The 21475-nt window shown below is 71.4% G+C and carries 26 protein-coding genes; 8 read left to right on the top strand and 18 right to left on the bottom strand.

What is annotated here, in order from left to right; translation table 11 throughout:
• The first annotated feature begins 7 nt into the window (after positions 1-7).
• From DEJ13_RS02085 to DEJ13_RS02075, 3 genes are all read left to right on the top strand, one after another.
• Positions 8-1117, top strand: coding sequence for an FAD-dependent oxidoreductase (locus DEJ13_RS02085; RefSeq protein ID WP_111107639.1), 1110 nt, complete (start codon positions 8-10; stop codon positions 1115-1117).
• Positions 1118-1282: 165 nt separating this feature from the next.
• Positions 1283-2374 carry a glycerate kinase gene (locus tag DEJ13_RS02080; RefSeq protein WP_111107638.1) on the top strand — a complete coding sequence of 364 codons (1092 nt, stop codon included), beginning with the start codon at positions 1283-1285 and terminating at the stop codon, positions 2372-2374.
• Between the two features lie 16 nt (positions 2375-2390).
• Entirely contained in the window at positions 2391-2582 is a 192-nt protein-coding gene (locus DEJ13_RS02075) for a hypothetical protein (protein WP_146245293.1), read from the top strand.
• 46 nt (positions 2583-2628) lie between these two features.
• Here DEJ13_RS02075 and DEJ13_RS02070 read toward each other — a convergent pair whose 3' ends face one another.
• Entirely contained in the window at positions 2629-2784 is a 156-nt protein-coding gene (locus tag DEJ13_RS02070) for a hypothetical protein (RefSeq protein ID WP_156463619.1), read from the bottom strand.
• Positions 2785-3071: 287 nt separating this feature from the next.
• On the opposite strand from DEJ13_RS02070, the gene DEJ13_RS02065 reads away from it, so the two are divergent.
• Positions 3072-4115, top strand: a complete 1044-nt coding sequence (locus tag DEJ13_RS02065; protein ID WP_111107637.1) for an NAD(P)-dependent alcohol dehydrogenase — start codon at positions 3072-3074, stop codon at positions 4113-4115.
• A gap of 81 nt (positions 4116-4196) precedes the next feature.
• Here DEJ13_RS02065 and DEJ13_RS02060 read toward each other — a convergent pair whose 3' ends face one another.
• The 5 genes from DEJ13_RS02060 to DEJ13_RS02040 form a co-directional block, all read right to left on the bottom strand.
• Positions 4197-4817, bottom strand: a complete 621-nt coding sequence (locus tag DEJ13_RS02060) for a GNAT family N-acetyltransferase (RefSeq protein WP_111107636.1) — start codon at positions 4815-4817, stop codon at positions 4197-4199.
• Positions 4818-4827: 10 nt separating this feature from the next.
• Positions 4828-6228, bottom strand: coding sequence for a hypothetical protein (locus DEJ13_RS02055; protein WP_111107635.1), 1401 nt, complete (start codon positions 6226-6228; stop codon positions 4828-4830).
• A complete protein-coding gene (locus tag DEJ13_RS02050; protein WP_181437099.1) occupies positions 6218-6964 on the bottom strand; it encodes a TIGR03943 family putative permease subunit in 747 nt (248 codons plus the stop codon). Before DEJ13_RS02050 ends, DEJ13_RS02055 begins: the two co-directional genes overlap by 11 nt.
• Before the next feature lie 118 nt (positions 6965-7082).
• A complete protein-coding gene (locus DEJ13_RS02045) occupies positions 7083-8108 on the bottom strand; it encodes a permease (RefSeq protein WP_111107633.1) in 1026 nt (341 codons plus the stop codon).
• Positions 8109-8127: 19 nt separating this feature from the next.
• On the bottom strand, positions 8128-8706 hold the full coding sequence (locus DEJ13_RS02040) for a TetR/AcrR family transcriptional regulator (RefSeq protein ID WP_258374159.1): 579 nt from the start codon (positions 8704-8706) through the stop codon (positions 8128-8130).
• Between the two features lie 98 nt (positions 8707-8804).
• Here DEJ13_RS02040 and DEJ13_RS02035 point away from each other — a divergent pair, with 98 nt between their 5' ends.
• Positions 8805-9119, top strand: coding sequence for a DMT family transporter (locus tag DEJ13_RS02035; protein ID WP_056123527.1), 315 nt, complete (start codon positions 8805-8807; stop codon positions 9117-9119).
• A gap of 1 nt (position 9120) precedes the next feature.
• Complete coding sequence (locus DEJ13_RS02030; RefSeq protein WP_111107631.1) at positions 9121-9459, top strand: DMT family transporter; 339 nt, start codon at positions 9121-9123, stop codon at positions 9457-9459.
• Positions 9460-9652: 193 nt separating this feature from the next.
• On the opposite strand, the gene DEJ13_RS02025 is transcribed toward DEJ13_RS02030, so the two are convergent.
• Positions 9653-10792, bottom strand: a complete 1140-nt coding sequence (locus tag DEJ13_RS02025) for a CE1758 family FMN-dependent luciferase-like monooxygenase (RefSeq protein ID WP_111107663.1) — start codon at positions 10790-10792, stop codon at positions 9653-9655.
• A 242-nt stretch (positions 10793-11034) separates the two neighbouring features.
• On the opposite strand from DEJ13_RS02025, the gene DEJ13_RS02020 reads away from it, so the two are divergent.
• The gene (locus DEJ13_RS02020; RefSeq protein ID WP_111107630.1) at positions 11035-11472 is read left to right on the top strand and encodes a hypothetical protein; all 438 of its coding nucleotides are present in this window, start codon (positions 11035-11037) and stop codon (positions 11470-11472) included.
• Positions 11473-11534: 62 nt separating this feature from the next.
• Here DEJ13_RS02020 and DEJ13_RS02015 read toward each other — a convergent pair whose 3' ends face one another.
• Entirely contained in the window at positions 11535-12338 is an 804-nt protein-coding gene (locus tag DEJ13_RS02015; protein WP_146245292.1) for a phosphatase PAP2 family protein, read from the bottom strand.
• 382 nt (positions 12339-12720) lie between these two features.
• Between DEJ13_RS02015 and DEJ13_RS02010 the strand changes: the two genes are divergently transcribed.
• Positions 12721-13167: a DUF4383 domain-containing protein gene (locus DEJ13_RS02010; protein ID WP_056123541.1), complete on the top strand. Its 447-nt coding sequence runs from the start codon at positions 12721-12723 to the stop codon at positions 13165-13167.
• 73 nt (positions 13168-13240) lie between these two features.
• Here DEJ13_RS02010 and DEJ13_RS02005 read toward each other — a convergent pair whose 3' ends face one another.
• The 10 genes from DEJ13_RS02005 to DEJ13_RS01960 form a co-directional block, all read right to left on the bottom strand.
• Positions 13241-14557: an ATP-dependent DNA helicase gene (locus DEJ13_RS02005; protein ID WP_111107662.1), complete on the bottom strand. Its 1317-nt coding sequence runs from the start codon at positions 14555-14557 to the stop codon at positions 13241-13243.
• Entirely contained in the window at positions 14554-16473 is a 1920-nt protein-coding gene (locus DEJ13_RS02000; RefSeq protein WP_111107627.1) for a bifunctional copper resistance protein CopD/cytochrome c oxidase assembly protein, read from the bottom strand. Before DEJ13_RS02000 ends, DEJ13_RS02005 begins: the two co-directional genes overlap by 4 nt.
• A gap of 140 nt (positions 16474-16613) precedes the next feature.
• Positions 16614-16901: an HU family DNA-binding protein gene (locus DEJ13_RS01995; protein ID WP_056123550.1), complete on the bottom strand. Its 288-nt coding sequence runs from the start codon at positions 16899-16901 to the stop codon at positions 16614-16616.
• 312 nt (positions 16902-17213) lie between these two features.
• Positions 17214-17519, bottom strand: a complete 306-nt coding sequence (gene rpsN, locus DEJ13_RS01990; protein ID WP_056123554.1) for a 30S ribosomal protein S14 — start codon at positions 17517-17519, stop codon at positions 17214-17216.
• A 2-nt stretch (positions 17520-17521) separates the two neighbouring features.
• Positions 17522-17692, bottom strand: coding sequence for a 50S ribosomal protein L33 (gene rpmG, locus DEJ13_RS01985; RefSeq protein ID WP_056123557.1), 171 nt, complete (start codon positions 17690-17692; stop codon positions 17522-17524).
• Positions 17692-17928, bottom strand: a complete 237-nt coding sequence (gene rpmB, locus DEJ13_RS01980; protein ID WP_056123559.1) for a 50S ribosomal protein L28 — start codon at positions 17926-17928, stop codon at positions 17692-17694. The genes rpmG and rpmB overlap by 1 nt, the downstream gene beginning before the upstream one ends.
• Before the next feature lie 314 nt (positions 17929-18242).
• Positions 18243-18680, bottom strand: a complete 438-nt coding sequence (locus tag DEJ13_RS01975) for a Fur family transcriptional regulator (RefSeq protein WP_111107661.1) — start codon at positions 18678-18680, stop codon at positions 18243-18245.
• 23 nt (positions 18681-18703) lie between these two features.
• Positions 18704-19597 carry a metal ABC transporter permease gene (locus tag DEJ13_RS01970; RefSeq protein ID WP_111107626.1) on the bottom strand — a complete coding sequence of 298 codons (894 nt, stop codon included), beginning with the start codon at positions 19595-19597 and terminating at the stop codon, positions 18704-18706.
• Positions 19597-20475: a metal ABC transporter ATP-binding protein gene (locus DEJ13_RS01965; protein ID WP_056123564.1), complete on the bottom strand. Its 879-nt coding sequence runs from the start codon at positions 20473-20475 to the stop codon at positions 19597-19599. The genes DEJ13_RS01970 and DEJ13_RS01965 overlap by 1 nt, the downstream gene beginning before the upstream one ends.
• Complete coding sequence (locus DEJ13_RS01960; RefSeq protein WP_111107625.1) at positions 20472-21386, bottom strand: metal ABC transporter solute-binding protein, Zn/Mn family; 915 nt, start codon at positions 21384-21386, stop codon at positions 20472-20474. Before DEJ13_RS01960 ends, DEJ13_RS01965 begins: the two co-directional genes overlap by 4 nt.
• Positions 21387-21475 lie beyond the last annotated feature (89 nt).

The following is a 21475-nucleotide window of genomic DNA, read 5'->3' as shown; positions in this document are numbered from 1 at the left end:
TCGCTGCATGATCGCAGCGCATGACCACGTCGTCATCGGCGCGGGCGTCATCGGGGCAGCCACGGCGCGAGCGCTCGCCGCGCGAGGCGAGCGGGTCCTGCTCGTGGAACAGTTCGGCCGCGGGCACGACCGGGGCTCGTCGCACGGAGCGAGCCGCATCTTCCGCATGGGCTACGCCGATGCCGAGTACGTCGCGCTCTGTCAGCAGGCCTTCGACGCCTGGCGCGACCTCGAAGCCGCGAGTGGTCGTACGCTGCTCGACCTGACCGGCGCCGTCGACCACGGTCGCCCCGAGCAGATCGACGCCATCGCCGCAGCCCTGACCGCCGCGGACATCGACCACGAGCGCCTCTCCACGGAGCAGGCGGCGGCGCGCTGGCCCGGGCTGGCCTTCGAGGGCTCCGTCCTGACGCACCCGTCGGCGGGACGCATCCGGTCGGCGGACACGATCGAGGCGCTCCTCGACCTCGCCGCGACGGGCGGCGCCGAGCTGCGGTTCCACACCCGGGTCACCGGCGTCGAGGACCACGGGGACACCGTCACGCTGACCCTCGACGGTCCGGACGGCAGCACGTCCGTCACCGCCACCAGCGTGGTCGCGGCGGTCGGGTCGTGGGCCCCCGCCGTGGTCGGTGACCTGTTCGCCGGACGCGGGTCGGGCCTCCCGGCGCTGCGTGTCACCCAGGAGCAGCCCGCTCACTTCCCGAGCCAGCTGCCGGACGGCGCGTGGCCGAGCTTCGTGCACTGGCAGCTCGACGGACCGGACGTGTACGGCCTGCTCACACCGGGTGAGGGCGTCAAGGTCGGCTTCCACGGCACCGGTCCCGTCGTCGACCCCGACCATCGCGACCTCGCACCCGTGCCGGACCAGGTCCGGCGACTGCAGGAGTACGTCGTGCGGTTCGTCCCCGGCGTCGACGCGTCGGCCCCCGACCTCATCAGCTGCCTGTACGACAACTCGCCCACCGAGGACTTCGTGCTCGACCGGCGCGGACCGGTCACGGTGGCGACGGGGTCGTCGGGGCACGGCTTCAAGTTCGCGCCCCTGCTCGGGGAGATGCTCGCCGACCTCGCCACGGGAGGGGTGCCGCATCCGCGCTTCGCGATCCCGGTGTGACTACCAGCGCGCGGGTCGAGTCCGATCCGCCGCGTGACGGATCCGGTCGGCCGAGACCGGGGATCGTCGACCGGATCCGTCATCGCGGCGGCGGAACCTGCAGTCGCTGAGGCCAGCGCAGCCGGGAACGCCGGTCGTGTGCATCCGGCCCGCTAGCGTGGTGCCGTGCACGTCGTGATCGCTCCGGACTCGTTCAAGGGGACCGCCACCGCCGCGGCCGTCGCCACCGCGATCGCCGAGGGATGGGCCGAGGGACGACCCGACGACGTCCTGACCCTGGTGCCGATGGCGGACGGCGGCGAGGGGACGCTCACCGCGTTCGCCACGGCCTTCCCCGACGCCCGACATGTCCCGGTCACCGTCACCGGGCCGGCCGGCGACCCGGTCGACACGTGGTGGCTGTCACTGCCGGACGGCCGGGCGGTCGTCGAGCTCGCCGCGACGAGCGGCCTCCCATTGCTGACGACGCTCGAGCCGGACCGGGCGCAGACCACCGGGTTCGGCGAGGCGATCGTGGCCGCGCTCGACGCCGGAGCGACGGGGCTCGTGCTCGGCATCGGCGGGAGCGCCTCGACCGACGGCGGTGCGGGACTGCTCAGGGCCCTGGGGCTGTCGCTCGACGATGCGCCGGCGGGCGGATCGCTGCTCGACGCCGCCGGTGACCACCCGATCGACACGACCGGGCTGCGACCACTCCCACCGCTCGGCGTCACCGTGCTGACCGACGTGACCTCGCCGCTGCTGGGGCCGTCGGGCGCCGCCGCGGTCTTCGGACCGCAGAAGGGCGTGACCCCGGACCGCGTCGCCGTCCACGAGGACCGCCTGGCGCGGTGGGCCGCACGGTTCCCGGATGTCGACCCCGACCTCCCCGGTGCCGGCGCCGCGGGCGGGGCGGGGTTCGGACTGCTGGTGTGGGGCGCGACGCTCGCGGGTGGCGCATCGGCCGTCGCCGGGGTGCTCGGGCTGCCGGACGCGATCGCGGACGCCGACGTCGTGGTCACGGGCGAGGGCCGCTACGACGGACAGTCGGCGGCAGGGAAGGTGCCCTCGGTCGTGCTCGCCATGGCTGCCGATCGGCCGACGATGCTCGTCGCCGGCGAGGTCGACGCCCCGGTGGACGCCTTCGCCGCGGCGGCCTCGTTGACGGTCATCGCGACGCAGACGACGGGCGAGCCCGGGGACGCCATGACCGATCCGCTGCGGTTCGTGCGGATCGCGGGGCGACGGTTGTCGGCCCGCGTCGAACACAGCCGCTGAGCGTAGGCTCAGACGCATGGCACGTACATGGATCCGCCGACCGCACGTGCCCGTCCTGATCGGGGCGGCGGTGTTGCTGGTGGCGGGCATCGTCCTGCTGATCACTCCGCTGGACGGCCTGTTCGGCGCCCTGGCGTGGGTGCTGATCGTCGCGGCGATCGCGCTCGGGGTGTTGACGCTGTTCTTCTCCCGCGCTCCGAAGAGCTAGCGCAGAGCCGCGCGGGATCCGACTCGATCGTCAGTGATCGAGCTCGTCAGAGGACGGGCTCGCCGAGGAAGTCAGCGTACGTGGGCTCGTCGACGTCCATGAAGTGGACGAGCCGGGCTTCGACGAGTGCGGTGATCTCGGCCGGCGAGCGCAGGCCGCGGCGGTGCCATTCGTGGGCGGGCAGGAGTGCTGTGGCGGTCATGTGACAGCCCTTCATGAGCGGTGAAGCCCCTTGCTGACCGTGTCGTTCCGCTGTGCCATGGATCCGCAGGACGCGGACGGCATCGTGGCGACGGATTCGGTGTCGACCCGGTGTGGTCTCAACGGTACGACCGACCGGGGACACCACCAAAGCGGGTGCGCGAATGGGACCGGGACACGGGCACCCCACTCCGGGGTGCCCTGATGGAGCCCCCCACACGAGGGAGCGCTCCAGGAAGATGGACGAGGGTCGGATCCGACCCCACCCGCATCCCCACGAGGAGACCATTGCGAACCGTCAACGCGTACGCGGCCCCGTCTGCCACCGAGCCGCTCGTCAAGACCACCATCACCCGTCGTGACGTCGGCCCGGACGACGTCATGATCGACATCGCCTACGCCGGCATCTGCCACTCGGACATCCACACCGTCCGCGGCGAGTGGGGCCCCATCGAGTACCCGCAGGTCGTCGGCCACGAGATCGTCGGCCACGTCACCGAGGTCGGCGCGAACGTGACCAAGCACCAGGTCGGCGACCGTGTCGGCGTCGGCTGCATGGTGAACTCCTGCGGCGAGTGCGAGCAGTGCCTCGCCGGCCAGGAGCAGTACTGCCTGAAGGGCAACATCGGCACCTACGCGAGTGTCGACGTGGACGGCTCGACCACGCAGGGCGGCTACTCCCAGGCCGTCGTCGTGGACCAGGACTTCGTCCTGCGCGTCCCCGAGTCGCTCGACATCGAGAAGGTCGCGCCGCTGCTCTGCGCCGGCATCACGACCTACTCGCCGCTGCACCACTGGAAGGCCGGCCCCGGCACGAAGGTCGCCGTGATCGGCATGGGCGGCCTGGGACACATGGCCGTCAAGATCGCCGTCGCGCTCGGCGCCGAGGTCACCGTCCTGTCGCAGACCACGTCGAAGGAAGCCGACTCGCTGCGCTACGGCGCGAAGGCCCACTACGCCACCAAGGACGCCGACACCTTCGAGAAGCTCGCCAACTCGTTCGAGCTCATCATCAACACGGTGTCGGCGAAGCTCGACATGCAGGCCTACCTCGGTCTGCTCAAGGTCGACGGCACGCTCGTCAACGTGGGCGCCCCGCCCGAGCCCCTCGACGTGCCGGCGTTCGCGCTGATCCCGCGCCGCCTGAGCTGGGCCGGTTCGGCCATCGGCGGCATCGCCGAGACCCAGGAGATGCTCGACTTCTGCGCCGAGCACGACATCCTGCCGGAGACCGAGCTCATCAGCGCCGACCAGGTCAACGAGGCCTACGAGCGCGTGCTGTCCTCGGACGTGCGCTACCGCTTCGTGATCGACGCCGCGACGCTCGCGTAGCGACCGCTCCGCGTCGCTCCTGCGACGGAAACGGGAGGCCCGGTGCCAGCTGGCACCGGGCCTCCCGTGTGTCCGTGGTCGTCAGGGGAAGCCGCGGAAGGTGACGGCGGGGGCCACGTCCCGCCACCCCGCCGACCGGTACAGTGCGCGGCCCTGCTCCGACGCGAGCAGCAGCCCGACGTCCGCGCCCTGGGAGACGGACCACGCGGTGAGCCCGTCGACGACGCGCCGTCCGAGGCCCCGTCGTCGGAACGCCGGGTCCGTCTCGATCTTGTCGAACACCGCGTCGCGCCCCACGACGGCGACCTGTCCGCGCGCGGCGACCGCCCCGTCGACCAGCACGCGGACGTGTGCGACGTCACCCGCCGAGGACGGTTCCACGAGCAGGTCCGACGGCAGCGGGACGGACGCGAGCCGGGCCTCCATGACGGTCTCGACGCGGGCGACGCGGTCCAGCCGAGCGAACGCGGCGAGCGCCTGCGGCTCGATCCCGCCCACGACGGTCAGCCAGCTGGTGAAGCGCGGCTCGACCGCGCGTGCGAGCCGGACCGCCTCGGTCGGCGTGGGTTCCGCGACGACGAACTCCTCGTGCCGTGTCTCGGCGCCGACGACGACACGCCAGCCCTCGCCGTCCCGCTGGACGGGCATGGTCCGCGACCGCGCCCACCCCGTCACCCACCGCTCCACGAAGGCCTGATGCACGCCTCCGACGCTAGCCGACCTCGTCGCCGCTCGGCAGGGCTCCGCACCAGTCGACGTCCTCGCCGGCGAGGGACGCCTCGAGGGCCCCGCTCGTCGCGTCGACCACGCTGACCAGCGACGCGCCGCTCGACTTCGTCTCAAGCGCGACGAACTCGCCGTTCGGGGACGGGCAGACCGCCGTCAGGGTCGCGTCGTCCGGGATCGAGACGGGCAGCCGGGAGGCCCTGGCGCCGTCGACGCGCACGATGCGGCTGGCGATCGTGCCGTCCGAGCGGACCGAGCCCACCGTGCGCAGGTACGTCTCGTCCGTCAGCTGGGCGATGCGACCGAGGTACGCCGCGTCGGTGCTGCCCGCCGGCGCGGTGATCGCCGTCCGCTTGCCGTCCGTCAGGTCGACTCGCTGGATGCCGGTCCCCGACTCGACCACCGCGGTGGTGCCCGTGCCGACGAAGCCGTGCAGGTAGGTCGCCGAGCCGAGCCGGACGGCGTCGACCCGCCCGCTCATGTCGACGAGGAACAGCTCGTCGCTGCCCGTCCGCACCAGAGCGCTCTCGGTGCGTGGGACGTACGCCCACTGGGTCACGGTCATCGGCACGGCACCCGTGGTCGGCTTGCCGTCGGCCGCGATCGGCTGCGGCAGGTGCGTCCCCGTCATGTCGACGACGTACAGCCCGACGTCGCGGGACTGCCCGGTCGCGGTGTCGGCGTACTGGAACCCGAACGAGGCGCCGTCGTCCGACGCGTGCAGCGCCGACGCCGACCCGCGGCTGCTCGGCATCGTGAGGTGCTCGACGGGGGCGTCCCGGTCCTCGACGCCGTTCCGCAGCGGCACGATGTCGATCCGGGAGTCACCGACGGCGCTGTCCCGCATCACGACCAGCGCGCGGCTGAGCCGGACGTACCCGGTGATGCCCTCGCCGCGGTACACCGTCGTCGCACCCGACGCGTCGAGCGACCGCCGCACGATCCGGTCGTCCCCGCCGTCGGCCGCCGGGACCAGCGCGAGGACGTCGGTGCTGCCCGTGCGGATCGTGGCGCGGAGGTCCGCCGTCGCGGCCTGTCCGGGTGCCCGTGCGTCCGCCACCGTCACCGTGTAGTCGCGGTCGTACTCGAGCGGCCCGGAGAACTCGACCGCGACCGTGTTGCCGCTCGACGTCACGGTGTGCGCGGCGGCCGGGCTGACCCGCACGTCGCTCGCGGTGACGCGCTGCAGGGCCTGGTTCGCCGTGATGATCACCCGCTGGGCCGGACGCGACACGATGCCGGAGGCGTCGTACGACACGGCCTTCAGCCGAGGACCCTGCTGCGACCCGACGACCGCGGCGAGCACGGCCACGACGACGAGCACCAGGACCACGGCGACGAAGCGGCGGCGGAACCGGGTGGCGACGGGACGACGCTCAGTACTCATAGGGGTCGTCCGGCTGCGCGATGGTCGTGACCGAGGCGGCACGGATGACGATCCGGACGTCGGAGGACTGGTCCGGGTTGGCCGCCAGGGCACCGGTGACCCTGACCCACCGGTTCTCCGCGGGGACGGTGCCGTCGGTCGACACCCCGAGTCCGACGGGCTGTGCGTCGACGGCGCAGCAGCTGATGACGAACCGGGTCAGGGTGAACGAGTCCCCCTGGCTCGGCACCACGAACCCGGTCAGCTCCACCCGCTTGCCGACCAGCGAGCTGGTGTCGGTCGTCTGCCGGATGACCGCCGCCCAGTCCTTGACGCCGTAGCCCGACGTGTCGACGGACCCGCTGCCCAGGAGCGACACCGGGGTGTCCGAGCCCGTCGCGTTCGACAGCGTGGCGGAGTCGACGCTCCGCTGCTGGGCGGTGCGGGCGGAGAGCGTCGTCGGCGGCAGGACGAGCATGGCAGCGGTGACGCCGATCGTGGCCAGCGCCGCGAGCCCGCCGAGCAGGGCCCGAGTCGCGCGGGAGGCCCCTGCGGCCCGGGGCGGCGACGCGTCGTCCGGTCCCGCGTGGTCGTGGGTGTGGCCCGCCCCCCGCGCCACGACGAGCAGACCTGCAACGGACGCCGGGACCGCGACGGCGGCGAGCACCACCGTGAACAGCGAGTACCGCGGGTTGATGTACAGGTCGAGGTGCCCGGCGACGGCGAGCCAGAGCGTGCAGAGGGCGACGGCCAGCACGGACCCGAGGCCCAGCAGGGCCGGTCCGCGCCGGGTGTGCTCGGTGTCGGACGGGTGTCCCGTGTCAGACGGGTGTCCCGTGCCAGACGGGTGTCTGGTGTCAGACGGGTGTCCGGTGTCAGACGAGGACATTCATCACCAACCCCACGGCAGCGGCGAACAGGACGCAGACGACGCTCAGCAGCACCAGGAAGCGCGTGCGGAAGGTCGTCCGGAGGAGCGCGATCATCTTCACGTCGATGATCGGCCCGATGATGAGGAACGCCGTGATCGCCCCGGGCAGGAACGTCGAGGCGAACGACAGCGCGAAGAACGCGTCGACGTTCGAGCACAGCGACACCGTCATCGCCAGGAGCATCATCGCCAGGACGGAGAGCACGGGGTTGCTGCCGATCGCGACGAGGGTGCTGCGCGGCACCGCGACCTGGATCGCCGCCGCGAGCCCCGCGCCGACGAAGAGGGCCGGCATCATCGTGGCGGTCTCGCCACCGAACTGCGCTGCGCTCTCCCGCCAGCGGTTCCGCGGTGCCGCGGCGCCGACCGCGGCGCGGCACCGGGCCTCGAACGCGGGGAGCAGCAGGTCGGCCGGGCGACGGTGCGCCGCGACGATCCACCCGACCAGGTTCGCCACGACGAACCCGCCGACGATGCGGACGGGCAGGATCCAGCCGGACCAGCCGAAGGCCTGGGCGGTGCTGACGATCACGAGCGGGTTGAGGATCGGCGCCGCGACCAGGAACGTGACGGCCTCCGCCGGCGTGAACCCGCGGAGCATCAGACCGCGGGCGAGCGGGACGTTGCCGCACTCGCACACCGGGAACAGCATGCCGATCAGCGAGATCACTGCGCGTCGCGGCATCGGCCTGCTCGGCAGGACGCGCTCGAGCGCCCCCTGCGGGACCCAGACCTCGACGACGATCGACAGCACGATGCCGAGCACCACGAACGGCAGGGACTCGACGACGACGCTGATCGCCAGGGTCAGGAAGTCCTGCACCACGTCGGGGAGCCCGGCGTTCCCGACGGACGGGGTGACGAGCCGGATGCCGAGCAGCACGACGACGGCGAGCAGCACGAGCCCGGGGCCGGTCAGGGTCCGGCTGCGCTGCTGCTGCGGCGGCGTGGTGGTGGTGCGCGTCGTCACCGGGACAGGATAGGCGGCGTCAGTGTCCGGCGAGCGCGGCGACGTGCCGGTCGAGCAGGTCGATCGCCCACCCCGTGTCGGCACCGGGCGGCAGCCGGACGACCTGCATCGCGAGGCCGTCGACCAGCGCGTGGAGCCGGCAGGCTTCGTACTCCATGTCGGCGTCCGGCACCCCGACCGCGCGGAGGACCCGACCGCACAGGTCCTGCATGTCCGCGACGACCCGGTCGTGGAACGGCCGGAGCTCGGTGTCCGTCAGGGCCGCGGTGCCGAGTGCCAGGTACACGTCGAGCTCGATGCGGCGTTCTTCGTCGAGGGGCAGCAGCTCGACGAGCACCGCGTGCGCGTAGTCGACGCCGGCGAGGCCGGTGGGCAGGGCGTCCACCCGGGCGGCGGTGCCGTCGAAGACGAGCGTGAGGGCGTGCTCGCGGACGCTGGCCTGGGTCGGGAAGGTGTAGCGGACCGTGCTCGGCGCGAGCCCGGCCTCCGCTGCGACGTTCCGGACGCTCAGCGCACCGAGCCCGTCCCGCGCGAGCACCCGACAGGCCGCCTCGGACACGGTCCTGCGGCGTTCGTCGACGTCCATGCTGCGAGCCACCCGATCATTCTGGCACGACTGTGCGACATCGTGCTAGAACTGGTCTGGTCGTTGTCGCACAGTCGTGCGGGAATGCTCGTGATCGAAGGAGGAACGTCATGGCCTGGGTCGTCCTGGTCCTGTCCGGCGTGCTGGAAGCGGTGTGGGCCACCGCACTCGGCGCGTCGAACGGCTTCAAGAAGGTGGTGCCGTCGATCGTCTTCGTCGCCGGCATGGCGCTGAGCATGGTCGGCCTGGCGTTCGCGATGACCGCGATCCCGGTCGGCACCGCCTACGCGGTGTGGGTCGGGATCGGCGCCTCGCTGACGGTCCTCGTCGCCGTGGTCCGTCGACAAGAGGCGGCGTCCGTCGCCCGCATCGGCCTCGTGCTCGGGCTCGTCGCCTGTGTCATCGGCCTCAAGGTGGTGAGCTGACGTGGCCTGGGTCGTGCTGTTCGTCAGCGCCGCACTCGAGACGGTGTGGGCGACCGCCCTCGGCGCGAGCAACGGGTTCACGGAACTCCGCCCGACCCTGCTCTTCGCGGTCACGATCGCGGTCAGCCTGGTCGCCTTCGCGTACGTGCTCAAGCACATCCCGATCAGCACCGCCTACGCCGTGTGGACGGGGACGGGCGCAGCGCTGACAGTGCTGTGGGGGATGGCGACCGGGGCGGAACCGGTCACGGTGCTCCGCCTGGTCTTCATCGCGGGGATCGTCGGGTGTGTGGTCGGGCTGAAGCTGCTGCCGGCGCGCCCGCCGGCGCCCCGCGCCTGACCCCACTCCCCCAATCCCAGCCCCACCCGGTCGAATCGCGCGTAGAAGGTCGAATCGCGCGTGGGTAGGCGGTTCGTCCGACCACCCGTGCGCGATTCCGCTTCCCATGTCGCGCGGTGTGGGTGACAACCGACGCGACGGGAGGCCCGGTGCCAGCTGGCACCGGGCCTCCCGTCGCGTCACGGTCGTCGGATCAGACCGACGCTCCGGTGAACTCGTCGACGGCGGCGACGTGGTCGCTGCCGACCGCACCCGCTGCGCGGGCGGCGGCGACCCGTTCGGCGTGGCTCGGCGGGTTGCTCGGCACGTGGGCCGGACGGCCCTCCTCGTTGATCTTGCGGAGCTCGGGGACGATGTCCTCGGCCAGGATGTCGATCTGCTCGAGGACCGTCTTGAGCGGCAGACCGGCGTGGTCGACCAGGAACAGCTGGCGCTGGTAGTGCCCGACGTGGTCCTTCATCGTGGCGTACCGGTCGATGACCTCCTGCGGGGAGCCGACCGTCAGCGGGGTCTGCGCGGTGAAGTCCTCCATGGTCGGGCCGTGGCCGTAGACCGGGGCGTTGTCGAAGTACGGGCGGAACTCGTCCTTCGCGGCCTGGGAGTTCTTCCGTGCGAAGAACTGCCCGCCGAGCCCGACGATCGCCTGGTCGGCGCTGCCGTGGCCGTGGTGCTCGTACCGCTGGCGGTACAGGGACACCATCTGCTCGGTGTGCTGGATCGGCCAGAAGATGTTGTTGTGCAGGAACCCGTCGCCGTAGTAGGCGGCCTGTTCCGCGATCTCCGGCGTGCGGATGGACCCGTGCCAGACGAAGGGCGCGACACCGTCGAGCGGGCGCGGCGTCGACGTGAAGCCCTGCAGCGGGGTGCGGAAGCGGCCCTGCCAGTCGACGACCTCGTTCTCCCAGAGCTGGCGGACGAGCGCGTAGTTCTCGATCGCCAGGTTGACGCCCTGTCGGATGTCCTGCCCGAACCACGGGTAGACCGGGCCGGTGTTGCCGCGGCCCATCATGAGGTCCATGCGGCCGTCGGAGATGACCTGGAGCATCGCGTACTCCTCGGCGATGCGCACCGGGTCGTTCGTCGTGATGAGCGTCGTGCTGGTCGACAGCGTGATGTGCTTCGTCCGACCGGCCAGGTACCCGAGCATCGTCGTCGGGCTCGAGGCCACGAACGGCGGGTTGTGGTGCTCACCGGTCGCGAAGACGTCGAGGCCGGCCTGGTCGGCGTGCTCGGCGATCGTCAGGATGTCGCGCACCCGTCGGGTGTCGTCCGGCGTCGTGCCTGTCGTGGGGTCGGTCGTGACGTCGCTGACCGTGAAGATCCCGAACTGCATGGTGGTCGCCTCCTGCGCCTGTGTCCCGCGCGTCTGCACCGGACTGAGTTCTATGCGTTTGCATCGAACTGACGAGTACAACGTAGCGCACGTCGTGGCATTCCCGCCAGCGCGACGACCGGGTCTGACCCTCGCTTTGGTGACACCGGGGAGCAGTCTGCCGCGCCGCCGTGCGGGTACCGTCGTGAGGACGCCCTCACCAGGCGTGCCGATCAGGACCAGGACCCCACGGAGGTGTCAGCGTGACCACCATCACCTCGACCGCACGGCTCGTCGACGACGAGTGGGTGCTCCGGTGCCGTGACTACCCCGGCATCGAGCACCACGGTTCGTGGCTCGACGAGGTCGTCGTGCAGCACCGGGCCATGGTCCGCGAGTTCGTCGGCGTCGACCCCTGCATCGAGTACCAGCTCGGGGACACCGACATGACCGCACGGATGGGCCAGGTGCGCCAGGCGGCCGCACGGGCGCGCGAGCTGCGCGACGCGGCTCGGATGGTCGACGACTCGGTCGCGGCCGAGCGGGACCGTCTCGTCCAGGAGCTGTCGGACCTGCGGGTGGCGCCGTCCGAGATCGCCGTGGTGCTCGGGGTGCCCGTGCGCTCCGTGCGGCACGACGCGGGAGCGGACGAGGAGGCGCGCATCGCGCGTCGGATCCTGCGGTCGTTGCACGCGGTGTGACGCTGCGCGGTGGCGCTGCGCTGCTCGGTGGCGCTGCGGTGCTCGATGGTGCCGCCCCGCGGTCAGACCGGCGTCGGGACGCCCCGGGTGTCGGTCGTCGCGGCGGCGTGGTGCATGCCGTCGGCCAGCCACACCAGGGTGACCACCAGCAGGACACTCGTCGAGGACGCCATGCGACCCGCGACGAGCAGCGCGTCGTGGTCGTGGGCCGCACCGCTCGCGAACGCGACGACGACGGCTGCGACGCCCACCGCCGCCGTCACGCCGGTGGAGACCACGAGCACCGCCGTGACCAGTCGACGCGGACCACGGCGCCCGTCACGGTCACCGCGCTCCCCGCGGTCGACCAGCGGCCCGACCGCCCGGACGATGCCGAGCCAGAACAGCGCGACCGCGCAGGCCCCGACGATGTCACTCACCCGGTGCCACCCGTAGACGACGGTCTGGTTCGCGACGAACACGGCGTAGGCGGCGCCGACCAGGAGCACGAGCGGCCGGAACCGCCTGGGTGTGACCATGAGGACCGCGAACAACGACGCCAGCGCGATCGTGGCGTGGCCGGACGGGAACGAGTTGGGCGTCGTGGACTGGGCGATCTCCGGGCGCACGGCGATACGCTTGACGAGGGTCGACGTGCCCGCGGACGCGAGCACCACGACCCCCGCCGCCAGCCCCACGGCGAGCCGCCTCCGGGCGAGCGCCACAGCGGCGATCACGATGACGAGCAGCAGGATCACCGGGACCGAGATGACGTTCAGGGCGGTGTCCGACCCGAACAGGTCGGTCTCACGGACACCCCCGAGCGCGGAGTCCTCGACCCGCTGACCGACGGGCGTCAGCACGGCGACCGCGTAGACGAGAGGCACGATCACGAACCCCACACCGGCCAGCACCCCCCACCGCAGCCGTCGAGACACACTCGGGCCGCGGGCGTCCTCGCGCGATGGCGGCGCACTGCGATCGGGCGTGCGGGTCACGGGGATCGTCCTCCTCGGCGTGGTCGTCGCGGGACTCGTCGTGCGCCTGGTGACGGCGCTTCGATTGGGTCGGTCGGGGCGGGACACGATACCGTTGGACGGCCGGTCGGACGCTGGGAACCAGGGTGCGCGGGGACTCGTCGCACCGGGCCCCGGTCCGTCGCCCGCGGCTCGGACGCAGGGCTCCTCCGCCCGGACGGCACCGGCGACAGCACGGCCGGAGCGCACGACCGCATCGTCGGTGCTGGTGGCACCAGAACAGGAGACCCAAGTGGCAGTCAAGGAACCGAGCATCATCGCCTCGCCGAACCGGGCGCTCGCGCTGACCGTCGGCACCCTGCTCGCCGTCTGGGGCGTCCTGGGCTTCTTCTTCGCCGGTGAGAACGGCAACCACTTCTTCGGCGACAGCGGCGGGCTGCTCTGGGACGCGTTCCTGGTGAACCCTGCGCTGGTGCTGATCTGGACGCTGCTCGCAGCCGCCCTGTTCATCGTCGGACTCGGCAACACGATCGGCTCGCGGAACGTCAACCTGGTCGTGGGTGTCGTCCTCGTCGTCATGGCCGTGTACGGCTTCGTGTTCATGAACACCTCGGCGAACGTCTTCGCGATGAACACCGCGGACAACGTCTTCAACGCGATCGTCGGCGTCGTGCTCCTGCTCACCGCGCTCGGGGCCGACAAGCAGAACATCGCCGCACTGCGGGCCGCGCGCGCCTGACCGCACTGCACGTCCTCGATGCCCGTCTGCCGCACCGGCAGGCGGGCGTCGCTGTTCGTGGGCAGCGTCGGAGTCAGGCCCCGGCCGCCGGCCCGTCGGGCTTCGGCGCCTCGAGCTGGGTCGCGACGACCCGGGGCGCCTCGGACATGAAGCGCCGGACGTCCAGGTCCACGATGATGTCGGACGGACGGAGCGGCCGCGTCAGGAACAGCCCGTCGAGCGAGGTGAGCCGCGACAGCGCCACGTACGTCTGCCCGGCGCTGAACACCCGGTTGCCGAGGTCGATGACGGCGCGGTCGTAGGTGCTGCCCTGGGACTTGTGGATCGTCACGGCCCAGGCCAGACGCAGCGGGAACTGCTGGAACTCCCCCACGGTGTCCTTCTTGAGCTCCTTCTTGTCGGCGTCGTAGGAGTACTTGAACTTCTCCCACACCGACGGCTGGACCTCGAAGGACTCCCCGTCGACGTCGACCCACACGGTGTCGCGGATGGTCTGCACGATCCCGAGGGTGCCGTTCACCCAGCGCTGGTCGGGGTCGTTGCGGAGGAACATGACGTGGGCACCCGGTTTGAGCTCGAGTGCCTCGTCGGCGGGGAAGTTCCGGCCACCGAAGTCGCCGTTCACGTCGGCACGCGCGGTCTTCACCTTGCCCGGCAGCCGCTCGAGCGCCGCGCTGTTGATCCGCGCCACGGTGTCGTTCCGGGTCGCCAGGGTGATGGCGTCGTCCGGCGCGGGCCGGGCGCCGGCCTCGTTCAGGCGGTCGGCGATGTCCGCGGTGACCCGGCCGTGCCGCACGGCGGTGAGCATCGCGGCGAAGGCGTCGTCCCGCTGCCGGTGCACGGTCGCGAGTTCGATGATGTTGAGCTCGGCCTCGAGCCAGACCTTGGCGTCGAAGAACCAGAGCGAGCGGTAGTGGTCGGTGAAGTAGGCGCGCTCGTCGCCGTCGCCCGGCACGGGCGGCAGCTGGTACGGGTCACCGAACATGACCACCTGCACGCCACCGAAGGCCTCGAACTGCCGCCCGCGGGCCTTGCGCAGCGAACGGTCCATCGCGTCGAGCAGGTCGGCGTTGACCATCGAGACCTCGTCGATGACCAGGGTGTCCATCGTGTTGAGGAGCTTGCGGGTCTCGGGGCCCTGGCGGAGTTCGGCGTCGGCGATGAGCCCGATCGGCAGGCGGAACAGCGAGTGGATCGTCTGGCCGCCGACGTTGAGCGCCGCCACCCCCGTCGGTGCGCAGATCACGACCTGTTTGTCGGTGTTCCACGCCAGGTGGTTGAGGAGCGTCGACTTGCCGGTCCCCGCACGCCCGGTGATGAAGACGTGGTCACGTGTGGACTCGACGTACTCGAAGACGGCGCGCTGCTCGGCGCTCAGCTCGACGCTCACCGCGCACCCCGTTCGGCACTGATCGGCGACACCGCGCGGTCTCGACGCAGCCGGAGCACGCCGACCACGACCGTCACGAGCACCAGCAGGACGCCGGACACGACGAGCACGGTCCCCGCCCGGGCCTGGTCCACCAGCGGGTCCGGGCCCCACGTGCGTCCCATCGCGCCGAACCAGGAGGCCTGCAGCAGCCCGAGCGGCCCCCGCATCGCGATGCCGAGCGACACCATGCCCGTGGCCACCACCGCCGCGCCGGCGGTCCGGACCACGAGGGCCACGCGCGACGCGGAGCGCGCTCCGGCCGCCACGGGCGTCAGGAGCGTCGGGAGCGCGAGGAGCCCCACCAGCAGGAAGACGAGGTCGATCACGGTGCGCCCGATCGAGTCGCTCGCCGACCACCGGACCACCTGCGTGCCGTAGAAGCCCCACCAGATCGCGGCGAGCAGCACGAGCGCCGGGAACGGCTGCACGAGGTACCGCACGGCGGCGTTGTCGACGAGGATGCCGGTCCACTCGCGGACACCGGTGCTGTCGTCGGTCCGCGGCCGGACGGCGGCGCGGATGAGCTGCACGGGAGCGGCGGCCCAGATGAGTGCGGGAACGACGACCCCGAGCAGCACGTGCGCACCGACGTTGGCGGAGACGAGGAAGCGGTCGTAGTCGTGCAACGAGCCGGAGGTCGCGACGACCAGGCACAGGACCGCAACCGCGGCCGCGACGGTGCGACGAAGCGGCCACGGGGTGCCGCGGCGCCGCAGCCGGACGACCCCGGCGGCGTAGGTCGCCACGAGCAGCACGGCGACCATGAGCCAGAACAGGTCGAGGTTCCAGTGCGTCGCCCACCCCCACGGCCCCGGCGCGGCGGGCAGGGGGTCGTCGGTGAGGATCTCGGCCGGGGACGGGTCGCTCGTCTTGCTCAACGCGATCTGGTCGACCGGGGTGGCCGTCCGACCCAGGGCCGCGGCGAACCCGGATGCGATCCCCATCACCGCGAGCTCGACGACGACGAGCGTCCAGAACGGCCGAGCGCGCCGCGGGGTCGCTGTCAGGGCGATGATCGTACGCCGACGCTGCACTGCTCCGAGGACACCGAGCGCGATGATCGCTCCGGTCTTCACGAGCACGAGTGCACCGTACGGTGTGGCCAGGTTCGAGAACGCGCCCACACGGATCTGCGCCGACGCGACCCCGGAGACGGCGACCAGCACGAAGCAGCCGAGCGCCACGCTGGAGTACCGGCCGACGACGAGCGCGAGCCGGTCCCCGGGCACGACACCGCGGACGAGGGACAGCATCACGATCCCGCCGACCCACACCGCGGCACCGACCAGGTGCAGCCCGAGCGCGGTGACGGCGGCGTCGTGGCTGGCGGTGCCGGCGGCGTGCCCCTGCTGCGCGAGCGGCACGAGGCCGATCATCGAGACGCCGGCCGTCAGGGCGACCATGCCCCGGGACCGGACGGCGAAGCACAGGACGGTGACGGCCGCGGCGACGAGCACCGTCACGAGCCAGGCGAGACCGAGGTCGGTGCCGGTGAGGAAGACCCCCATGGACTGCCCGAACTGGTCGTCGAGGCTGATCCGCGACCCGGCGACGCTGAGGAACGTGAAGAACGTGGTGACGGCGGACGCGACCGTCCAGACACCCGCCGATGCCGCGGCGACGTCGATGGCCCGGTTCCACTCGGGAGCGGTGCGGGAGAGCCCGATGGTGGCCAGCGCCAGCCCGCCGATGGTCGCGGCGGCGGACAGGTCGACGAGGACCCGTGCGATGGGGAGCCCGAAGCGCACGGCGGAGCCGGGATCGGCGATCAGCGCGGCGTCGGCCCCGCCGCCGATCACCAGCGCGACCAGGAGCGACACGAACGCGACGACGACCAGCACGGCTGGCCCCGCGATGCGTGCGATCCGGTTCACCCGTCAAGCCTAGGCGGTGCCCGACGGCGCACGGGACGAGGGGGGACGACCTGTGGAGGACGGCGGCGGGGACGACCCCCCGCCGCCGGGAACGACGAAGGGGACGGCCGAAGCCGTCCCCTTCGTGCGCTGCGGCGGTCTTACTTGACCGCGGCCTTGAGCTTCGAGCCGGCGCTGACCTTGACCGAGTCGCTCGCGGCGATCTCGATGGCGTCACCGGTCTGGGGGTTGCGGCCGGTGCGAGCGGCACGGTGCGTCTTCTCGAAGGCGATCCAACCGGGGATCGTGACCTTCGTGCCGTCGGCGACGGAGCCCGAGACGACGCTGAAGAGGGCGTCGACGACGCCGTTGACGGTGGCCTGGCTCTGGCCGGACTCGGCGGCGACGGCAGCGACGAGCTCGGTGCGGTTCAGTGACTTGTCAGCCATTGGATGTCCTCCTCGGACTTCTTGCGTATCGGTCGGACGCACACGGCGCCCGGTGCCCTGAGCGGTTGCCCCGGGGCTTCGGACCAGCGGGCCGAGGGCCCGGCGGAACCGGAGTTGAACCTATCAGCCGGTCCGGGCCTTGACGGCCGACTCGCCCGGATTTCCGGGGTTGTCGCGGGATCAGAGTGGCTCGTGTGACCAATGTGACGAAGATGTCCCCCGAACCGAGCGGGAACCGCCAGTCGGGACGTCTGGCAGGACGACGAACGCCCCGTCACCGATGCGGTGACGGGGCGTTCGAGGAGTGCGTGCTTACCAGGAGCTCTTCGTGATGCCCGGCAGCTCGCCACGGTGCGCCATGTCGCGGAAGCGGACACGGCTGATGCCGAACTCACCGAGGTGGCCACGGGGGCGGCCGTCGATGGCGTCGCGGTTGCGGTAGCGGATCGGCGAGGCGTCGCGGGGGAGCTTCTGCAGCCCCACGCGAGCGGCCTCACGCGACTCGTCCGTGCCGTTCGGGTCCACGAGGGCCTTCTTCAGCTCGAGACGACGGTCGGCGTAGCGCGCGATGATGACCGCACGCTGGTTGTTCTTCGCGATCTTGCTCTTCTTCGCCATGCTTAGCGCTCCTCACGGAAGTCGACGTGCTTGCGGACCACCGGGTCGTACTTCTTCAGCACGAGACGGTCCGGGTTGTTGCGACGGTTCTTCTTGGTCACGTAGGTGAACCCGGTGCCCGCCGTGGAGCGGAGCTTGATGATCGGACGAACGTCCTGACCCTTCTTGGCCATCAGATCTTCTCCCCGCGGGCAAGGACGTCCTTGACGACGGACTCGATGCCGCGTGCGTCGATGACCTTGATGCCCTTCGCGCTGAGCGTGAGCGTGACGTTACGACGAAGCGAGGGCACGTAGTACGTCTTCTTCTGCACGTTCGGGTCGAAGCGACGCTTCGTCCGGCGGTGCGAGTGCGAGATGTTGTGTCCGAAGCCGGGGGTGGCTCCGGTCACCTGGCACACTGCTGCCATGGTTTCCTCCTGATGATTACCGTGCGGCCGATCGGCCGCACCCAAGGTCACTTGCCTGGCACACACGCGCGTGGTCACGATGGTCCGGAGACCGACGGAGACGGTGCGAGGGGGTTGTGTGTGCCGCCCCGCCCGCCTGCGAGAGGCGGATCCGCGCGACCGCGGCGTTCGCGACGGTCGGAGGGCTGAACAACGGGCCTGTGCGAGCACGGACCAGCCGCCAACGATACTCGATGGCCGGGCGTGTCGCAAACCCGGCCGGGAGGCCCGGCTCGACCCCGCCCCGTCGGCACGGCTCCGGGAGCGCCGGGCCCTCAGGCCTCGGCGCGGGCGGCCGTGCACGACGCGCACTCGCCGAAGATGTCCACGACGTGGCTGGCGTTCGTGAAGCCGTGCTCGGCGGCGACCTGCTGGGCCCACCGTTCGACGGGGTCCGCCTGGATCTCGACGGTGCGGCCGCAGACCCGGCAGATCAGGTGGTGGTGGTGCTTGTCGGTCGTGCAGGCGCGGTAGAGCGACTCGCCGTCCTGCTGGAGGGAGTCGGCATCGCCCTCGGTGGCCAGGTCGGCCAGCGCGCGGTACACCGTGGCGAGACCGATCGTCGAGCCGCCGTCGCGCAGGTGCGCGTGGAGTGCCTGGGCGCTGACGAAGCCCTCGGTCGAGTCGAGCGCGCCGCGGACCGCTTCGCGCTGCCAGGTGTTCCGCTTGGCCTTGGGGACGGCTGACTCCTGCGCTGCGACTGGCTTCTGCACGGCGGCGGGCTTCTGCACGGCGTTCAAGCGCTGACCTCCTGGGGTGCTGACGAGTGGTCGCGGACGGCGACGCGGCCACGTCCACGGCGTTCCTTGTGTGCCCCGACGATCCGGCAGACCACCCAGATGGCGAACGAGATCGTCGTGACGTACGGGCTGATCGGCAGCCCGCCACCGAGGGCCAACATGATGCCCCCGACGACCGACACCACGGCGAACACGGTCGACAGCACGGGCACGAGCACGGGGTGCACGGTCAGGCGGAGCGCGGCGGCCGCCGGGGTGACCAGCAGCGAGAGCACGAGCAGGGCGCCGACGATCTGCACCGACACAGCCGTGGCGAGTCCGAGCGCGAGCATGAAGACCAGGGCGAGCGTCCGCACGGGGACACCGGCGGCGGCGGCGACGTCCGGGTCGACCGATGCGAACATCAGCGGGCGCCAGATGACGACCAGGATCGCGACGACGACGGCACTGATCACGATGAGCGACGTCAGCTGCGGGTTGTCCACCGAGACGATCTGCCCGGTCAGCAAGCCGAACTTGTTCGCCGCCCGACCCTTGTACAGCGCCAGGCAGAGGATGCCGAGCCCGAGTCCGAACGGCATGAGCACGGCGATGATCGAGTTGCGGTCGCGCGCCCGCGAGCCGAGCAGCCCGATCAGCAGCGCCGCGACGACCGAGCCGACGAGCGAGCCGGTCACGACGTTCACCCCGAGCAGCAGCGATGCGCTGGCACCCGCGAACGAGAGCTCGCTGATGCCGTGCACCGCGAAGGGCATGTTCCGCGCGACGACGAACGGACCGACGAGCCCGCCGACGACCCCGAGCACGGCACCCGCCCAGATCGAGTTCTGCACGAGCGCCACGAGCTCGCCGTAGTCCTGGAACGAGAAGACGGTCGACCAGACGTCCATCAGACCCGCCCTTCGTCCGGAGCGGTGCCGTGCGGGTCGACCTCGCCGTGGTGGTGCTCGTGCGCTTCGTTCGACCCGACGATGACGATGCGTCCCATCGTGCGGACGACGTCGACCGGGGTGCCGTACAGGTCCGACAGCACGTCGGCGCGCAGGATGTCGTCGGGCGACCCGATCCGGAAGCGCCCGCCCGCGATGTACAGGACCCGGTCGACCACGTCGAGGATCGGGTTCACGTCGTGCGTGACGAAGAGCACCGCAGCACCCTGCTGTCGGCGTTGGCGGTCGATGAGCTCGGTGACGCCGCGCTGGTGCCGCAGGTCGAGCGAGATGAGGGGCTCGTCACAGAGCAGGAGGGCGGGGTCAGCGGCGATGGCCTGTCCGACACGGGTGCGCTGCTGCTCGCCGCCGGAGAGCTCCGCCACGGGGGCGTCCGCGAACGCGGTGGCTCCGACCTCGTCGATGATCCGGTCGATGCGCTCCCGCTCGGCCTTCCGCTCGGGCCGGATCCCCCAGCGGTGCCCGGTCACGCCCTGGGCGATCATGTCGCGGGCACGGAGCGGGGTACCGGAGTCCATCAGCCGCTGCTGCGGGATGTACCCGATCCGGCGGTGGCCGCGACGCACCGGGCGCCCGAGGAACGACATCGAACCGCTCGTCAGCCGCTGCTGCCCGAGCACGGTCTTCAGCAGCGAGGTCTTGCCCGCGCCGTTCGGTCCGAGCACCGCGACGAACTCCCCCGGCGCGACGTCGAGGTCGAGTCCGTCCCAGAGTCGGCGCGCGCCGTACGCCAGCCCCGCGCCCCGGAGCGCGAGCACGGCGGGACCGCCGCTGCGCGGGGCAGCGGCGGTGCGCGTCTGGTCCTGGACCGCGGTCACTTCGCCAGTGCCGCCGTCACCGCGTCGATGTTCGCCTGCTGCCACGAGACGTAATCCTCCCCCTTCGGGAGCGTCTCCGTGACACCGACCACCGGGATGCCCGCCTTGTCCGCGGCCTTCTTGACCTGTTCGGTCTCGGGGCTCGAGGTCTGCTCGTTGTAGGCCAGCAGCTTGACGGTGCGGTCGCTGAACAGCTTCAGGGTGTCGTTGAGCGCGGCCGGTGGGACGTCGTCGCCCTCCTCGATTGCCTCGGAGAAGGCCTCGGGCGTGACGTTGTCGAGCCCCATCGCGTCGAACAGGTACCCGGGGACGGGCTCGGTGTAGGCCACCTTCTCGCCCTGGTCGGACTGCTTCGCGGCGGCGGTCTGCGACTCGAGGTCCTGCAGCTTGGTCGTCAGGCTCTTCGCGTTCGCCGCGAAGGTCCCCTTGTCGGCACTGTCGAGCGAGCCGAGCCGGTCGGCCACGTCCGCGACGAGCTTGACCATCGTCGGGTAGCTGTAGAAGACGTGCTCGTTGAACTCGGCGTCGCCGCCCTCGTCGAGCCCGGAGAGCTTGACCACGTTGATCGTGTCCGCCTTCGTGTCCGCTGACTTCGCCAACGTCGTCATGAAGTCGTCGTAGCCGCCCCCGTTCTCGATGAGCAGGTCGGCCTTCGAGACCGCGAGCTGGGTCTGCGCGCTCGACTCGAACGAGTGCGGGTCCTGCGAGGGGTCGTCGAGGATGCTCGTCACGCTGACGTGGTCGCCGCCGATCGTCTTCACGAGCGAGCCGTACACGTTCGTCGACGCGACGACACGGACGGTGCCGTCACCGCTGGCGTCGGACGACGCGGGCGACGTGGCGCAGCCCGTCAGGGCGAGCGCGGCGGCGCCGACGACGAGGGGCAGGGCGAGGAGGCGGCGGTTCTGCATGTCGAGAACGCTAGCCCTAGTTGATAACGATTGTCAAAACCAACGCAACCCTGGACAGACGGGAGGCCCGGTGCCAGCTGGCACCGGGC

This window comes from Curtobacterium sp. MCLR17_007 (genome assembly GCF_003234655.2).
GTDB lineage: Bacteria > Actinomycetota > Actinomycetes > Actinomycetales > Microbacteriaceae > Curtobacterium.
The sequence above is the reverse complement of the archived record's forward strand: the minus strand, read 5'-3'. Positions and strand labels throughout refer to the sequence as shown.

Bases quoted from the DNA above. Each gene is read 5' to 3' on its own strand.
- DEJ13_RS02085 (WP_111107639.1), top strand. From the start codon at position 8: ATGATCGCAGCGCATGACCACGTCGTCATCGGCGCGGGCGTCATCGGG.
- DEJ13_RS02075 (WP_146245293.1), top strand. From the start codon at position 2,391: ATGGCACGTACATGGATCCGCCGACCGCACGTGCCCGTCCTGATCGGG.
- DEJ13_RS02070 (WP_156463619.1), bottom strand. From the start codon at position 2,784: ATGACCGCCACAGCACTCCTGCCCGCCCACGAATGGCACCGCCGCGGC.
- DEJ13_RS02055 (WP_111107635.1), bottom strand. From the start codon at position 6,228: ATGAGTACTGAGCGTCGTCCCGTCGCCACCCGGTTCCGCCGCCGCTTC.
- DEJ13_RS02035 (WP_056123527.1), top strand. From the start codon at position 8,805: ATGGCCTGGGTCGTCCTGGTCCTGTCCGGCGTGCTGGAAGCGGTGTGG.
- DEJ13_RS02025 (WP_111107663.1), bottom strand. From the start codon at position 10,792: ATGCAGTTCGGGATCTTCACGGTCAGCGACGTCACGACCGACCCCACG.
- DEJ13_RS01995 (WP_056123550.1), bottom strand. From the start codon at position 16,901: ATGGCTGACAAGTCACTGAACCGCACCGAGCTCGTCGCTGCCGTCGCC.
- rpsN (WP_056123554.1), bottom strand. From the start codon at position 17,519: ATGGCGAAGAAGAGCAAGATCGCGAAGAACAACCAGCGTGCGGTCATC.
- rpmG (WP_056123557.1), bottom strand. From the start codon at position 17,692: ATGGCCAAGAAGGGTCAGGACGTTCGTCCGATCATCAAGCTCCGCTCC.
- rpmB (WP_056123559.1), bottom strand. From the start codon at position 17,928: ATGGCAGCAGTGTGCCAGGTGACCGGAGCCACCCCCGGCTTCGGACAC.
- DEJ13_RS01970 (WP_111107626.1), bottom strand. From the start codon at position 19,597: ATGGACGTCTGGTCGACCGTCTTCTCGTTCCAGGACTACGGCGAGCTC.
- DEJ13_RS01960 (WP_111107625.1), bottom strand. From the start codon at position 21,386: ATGCAGAACCGCCGCCTCCTCGCCCTGCCCCTCGTCGTCGGCGCCGCC.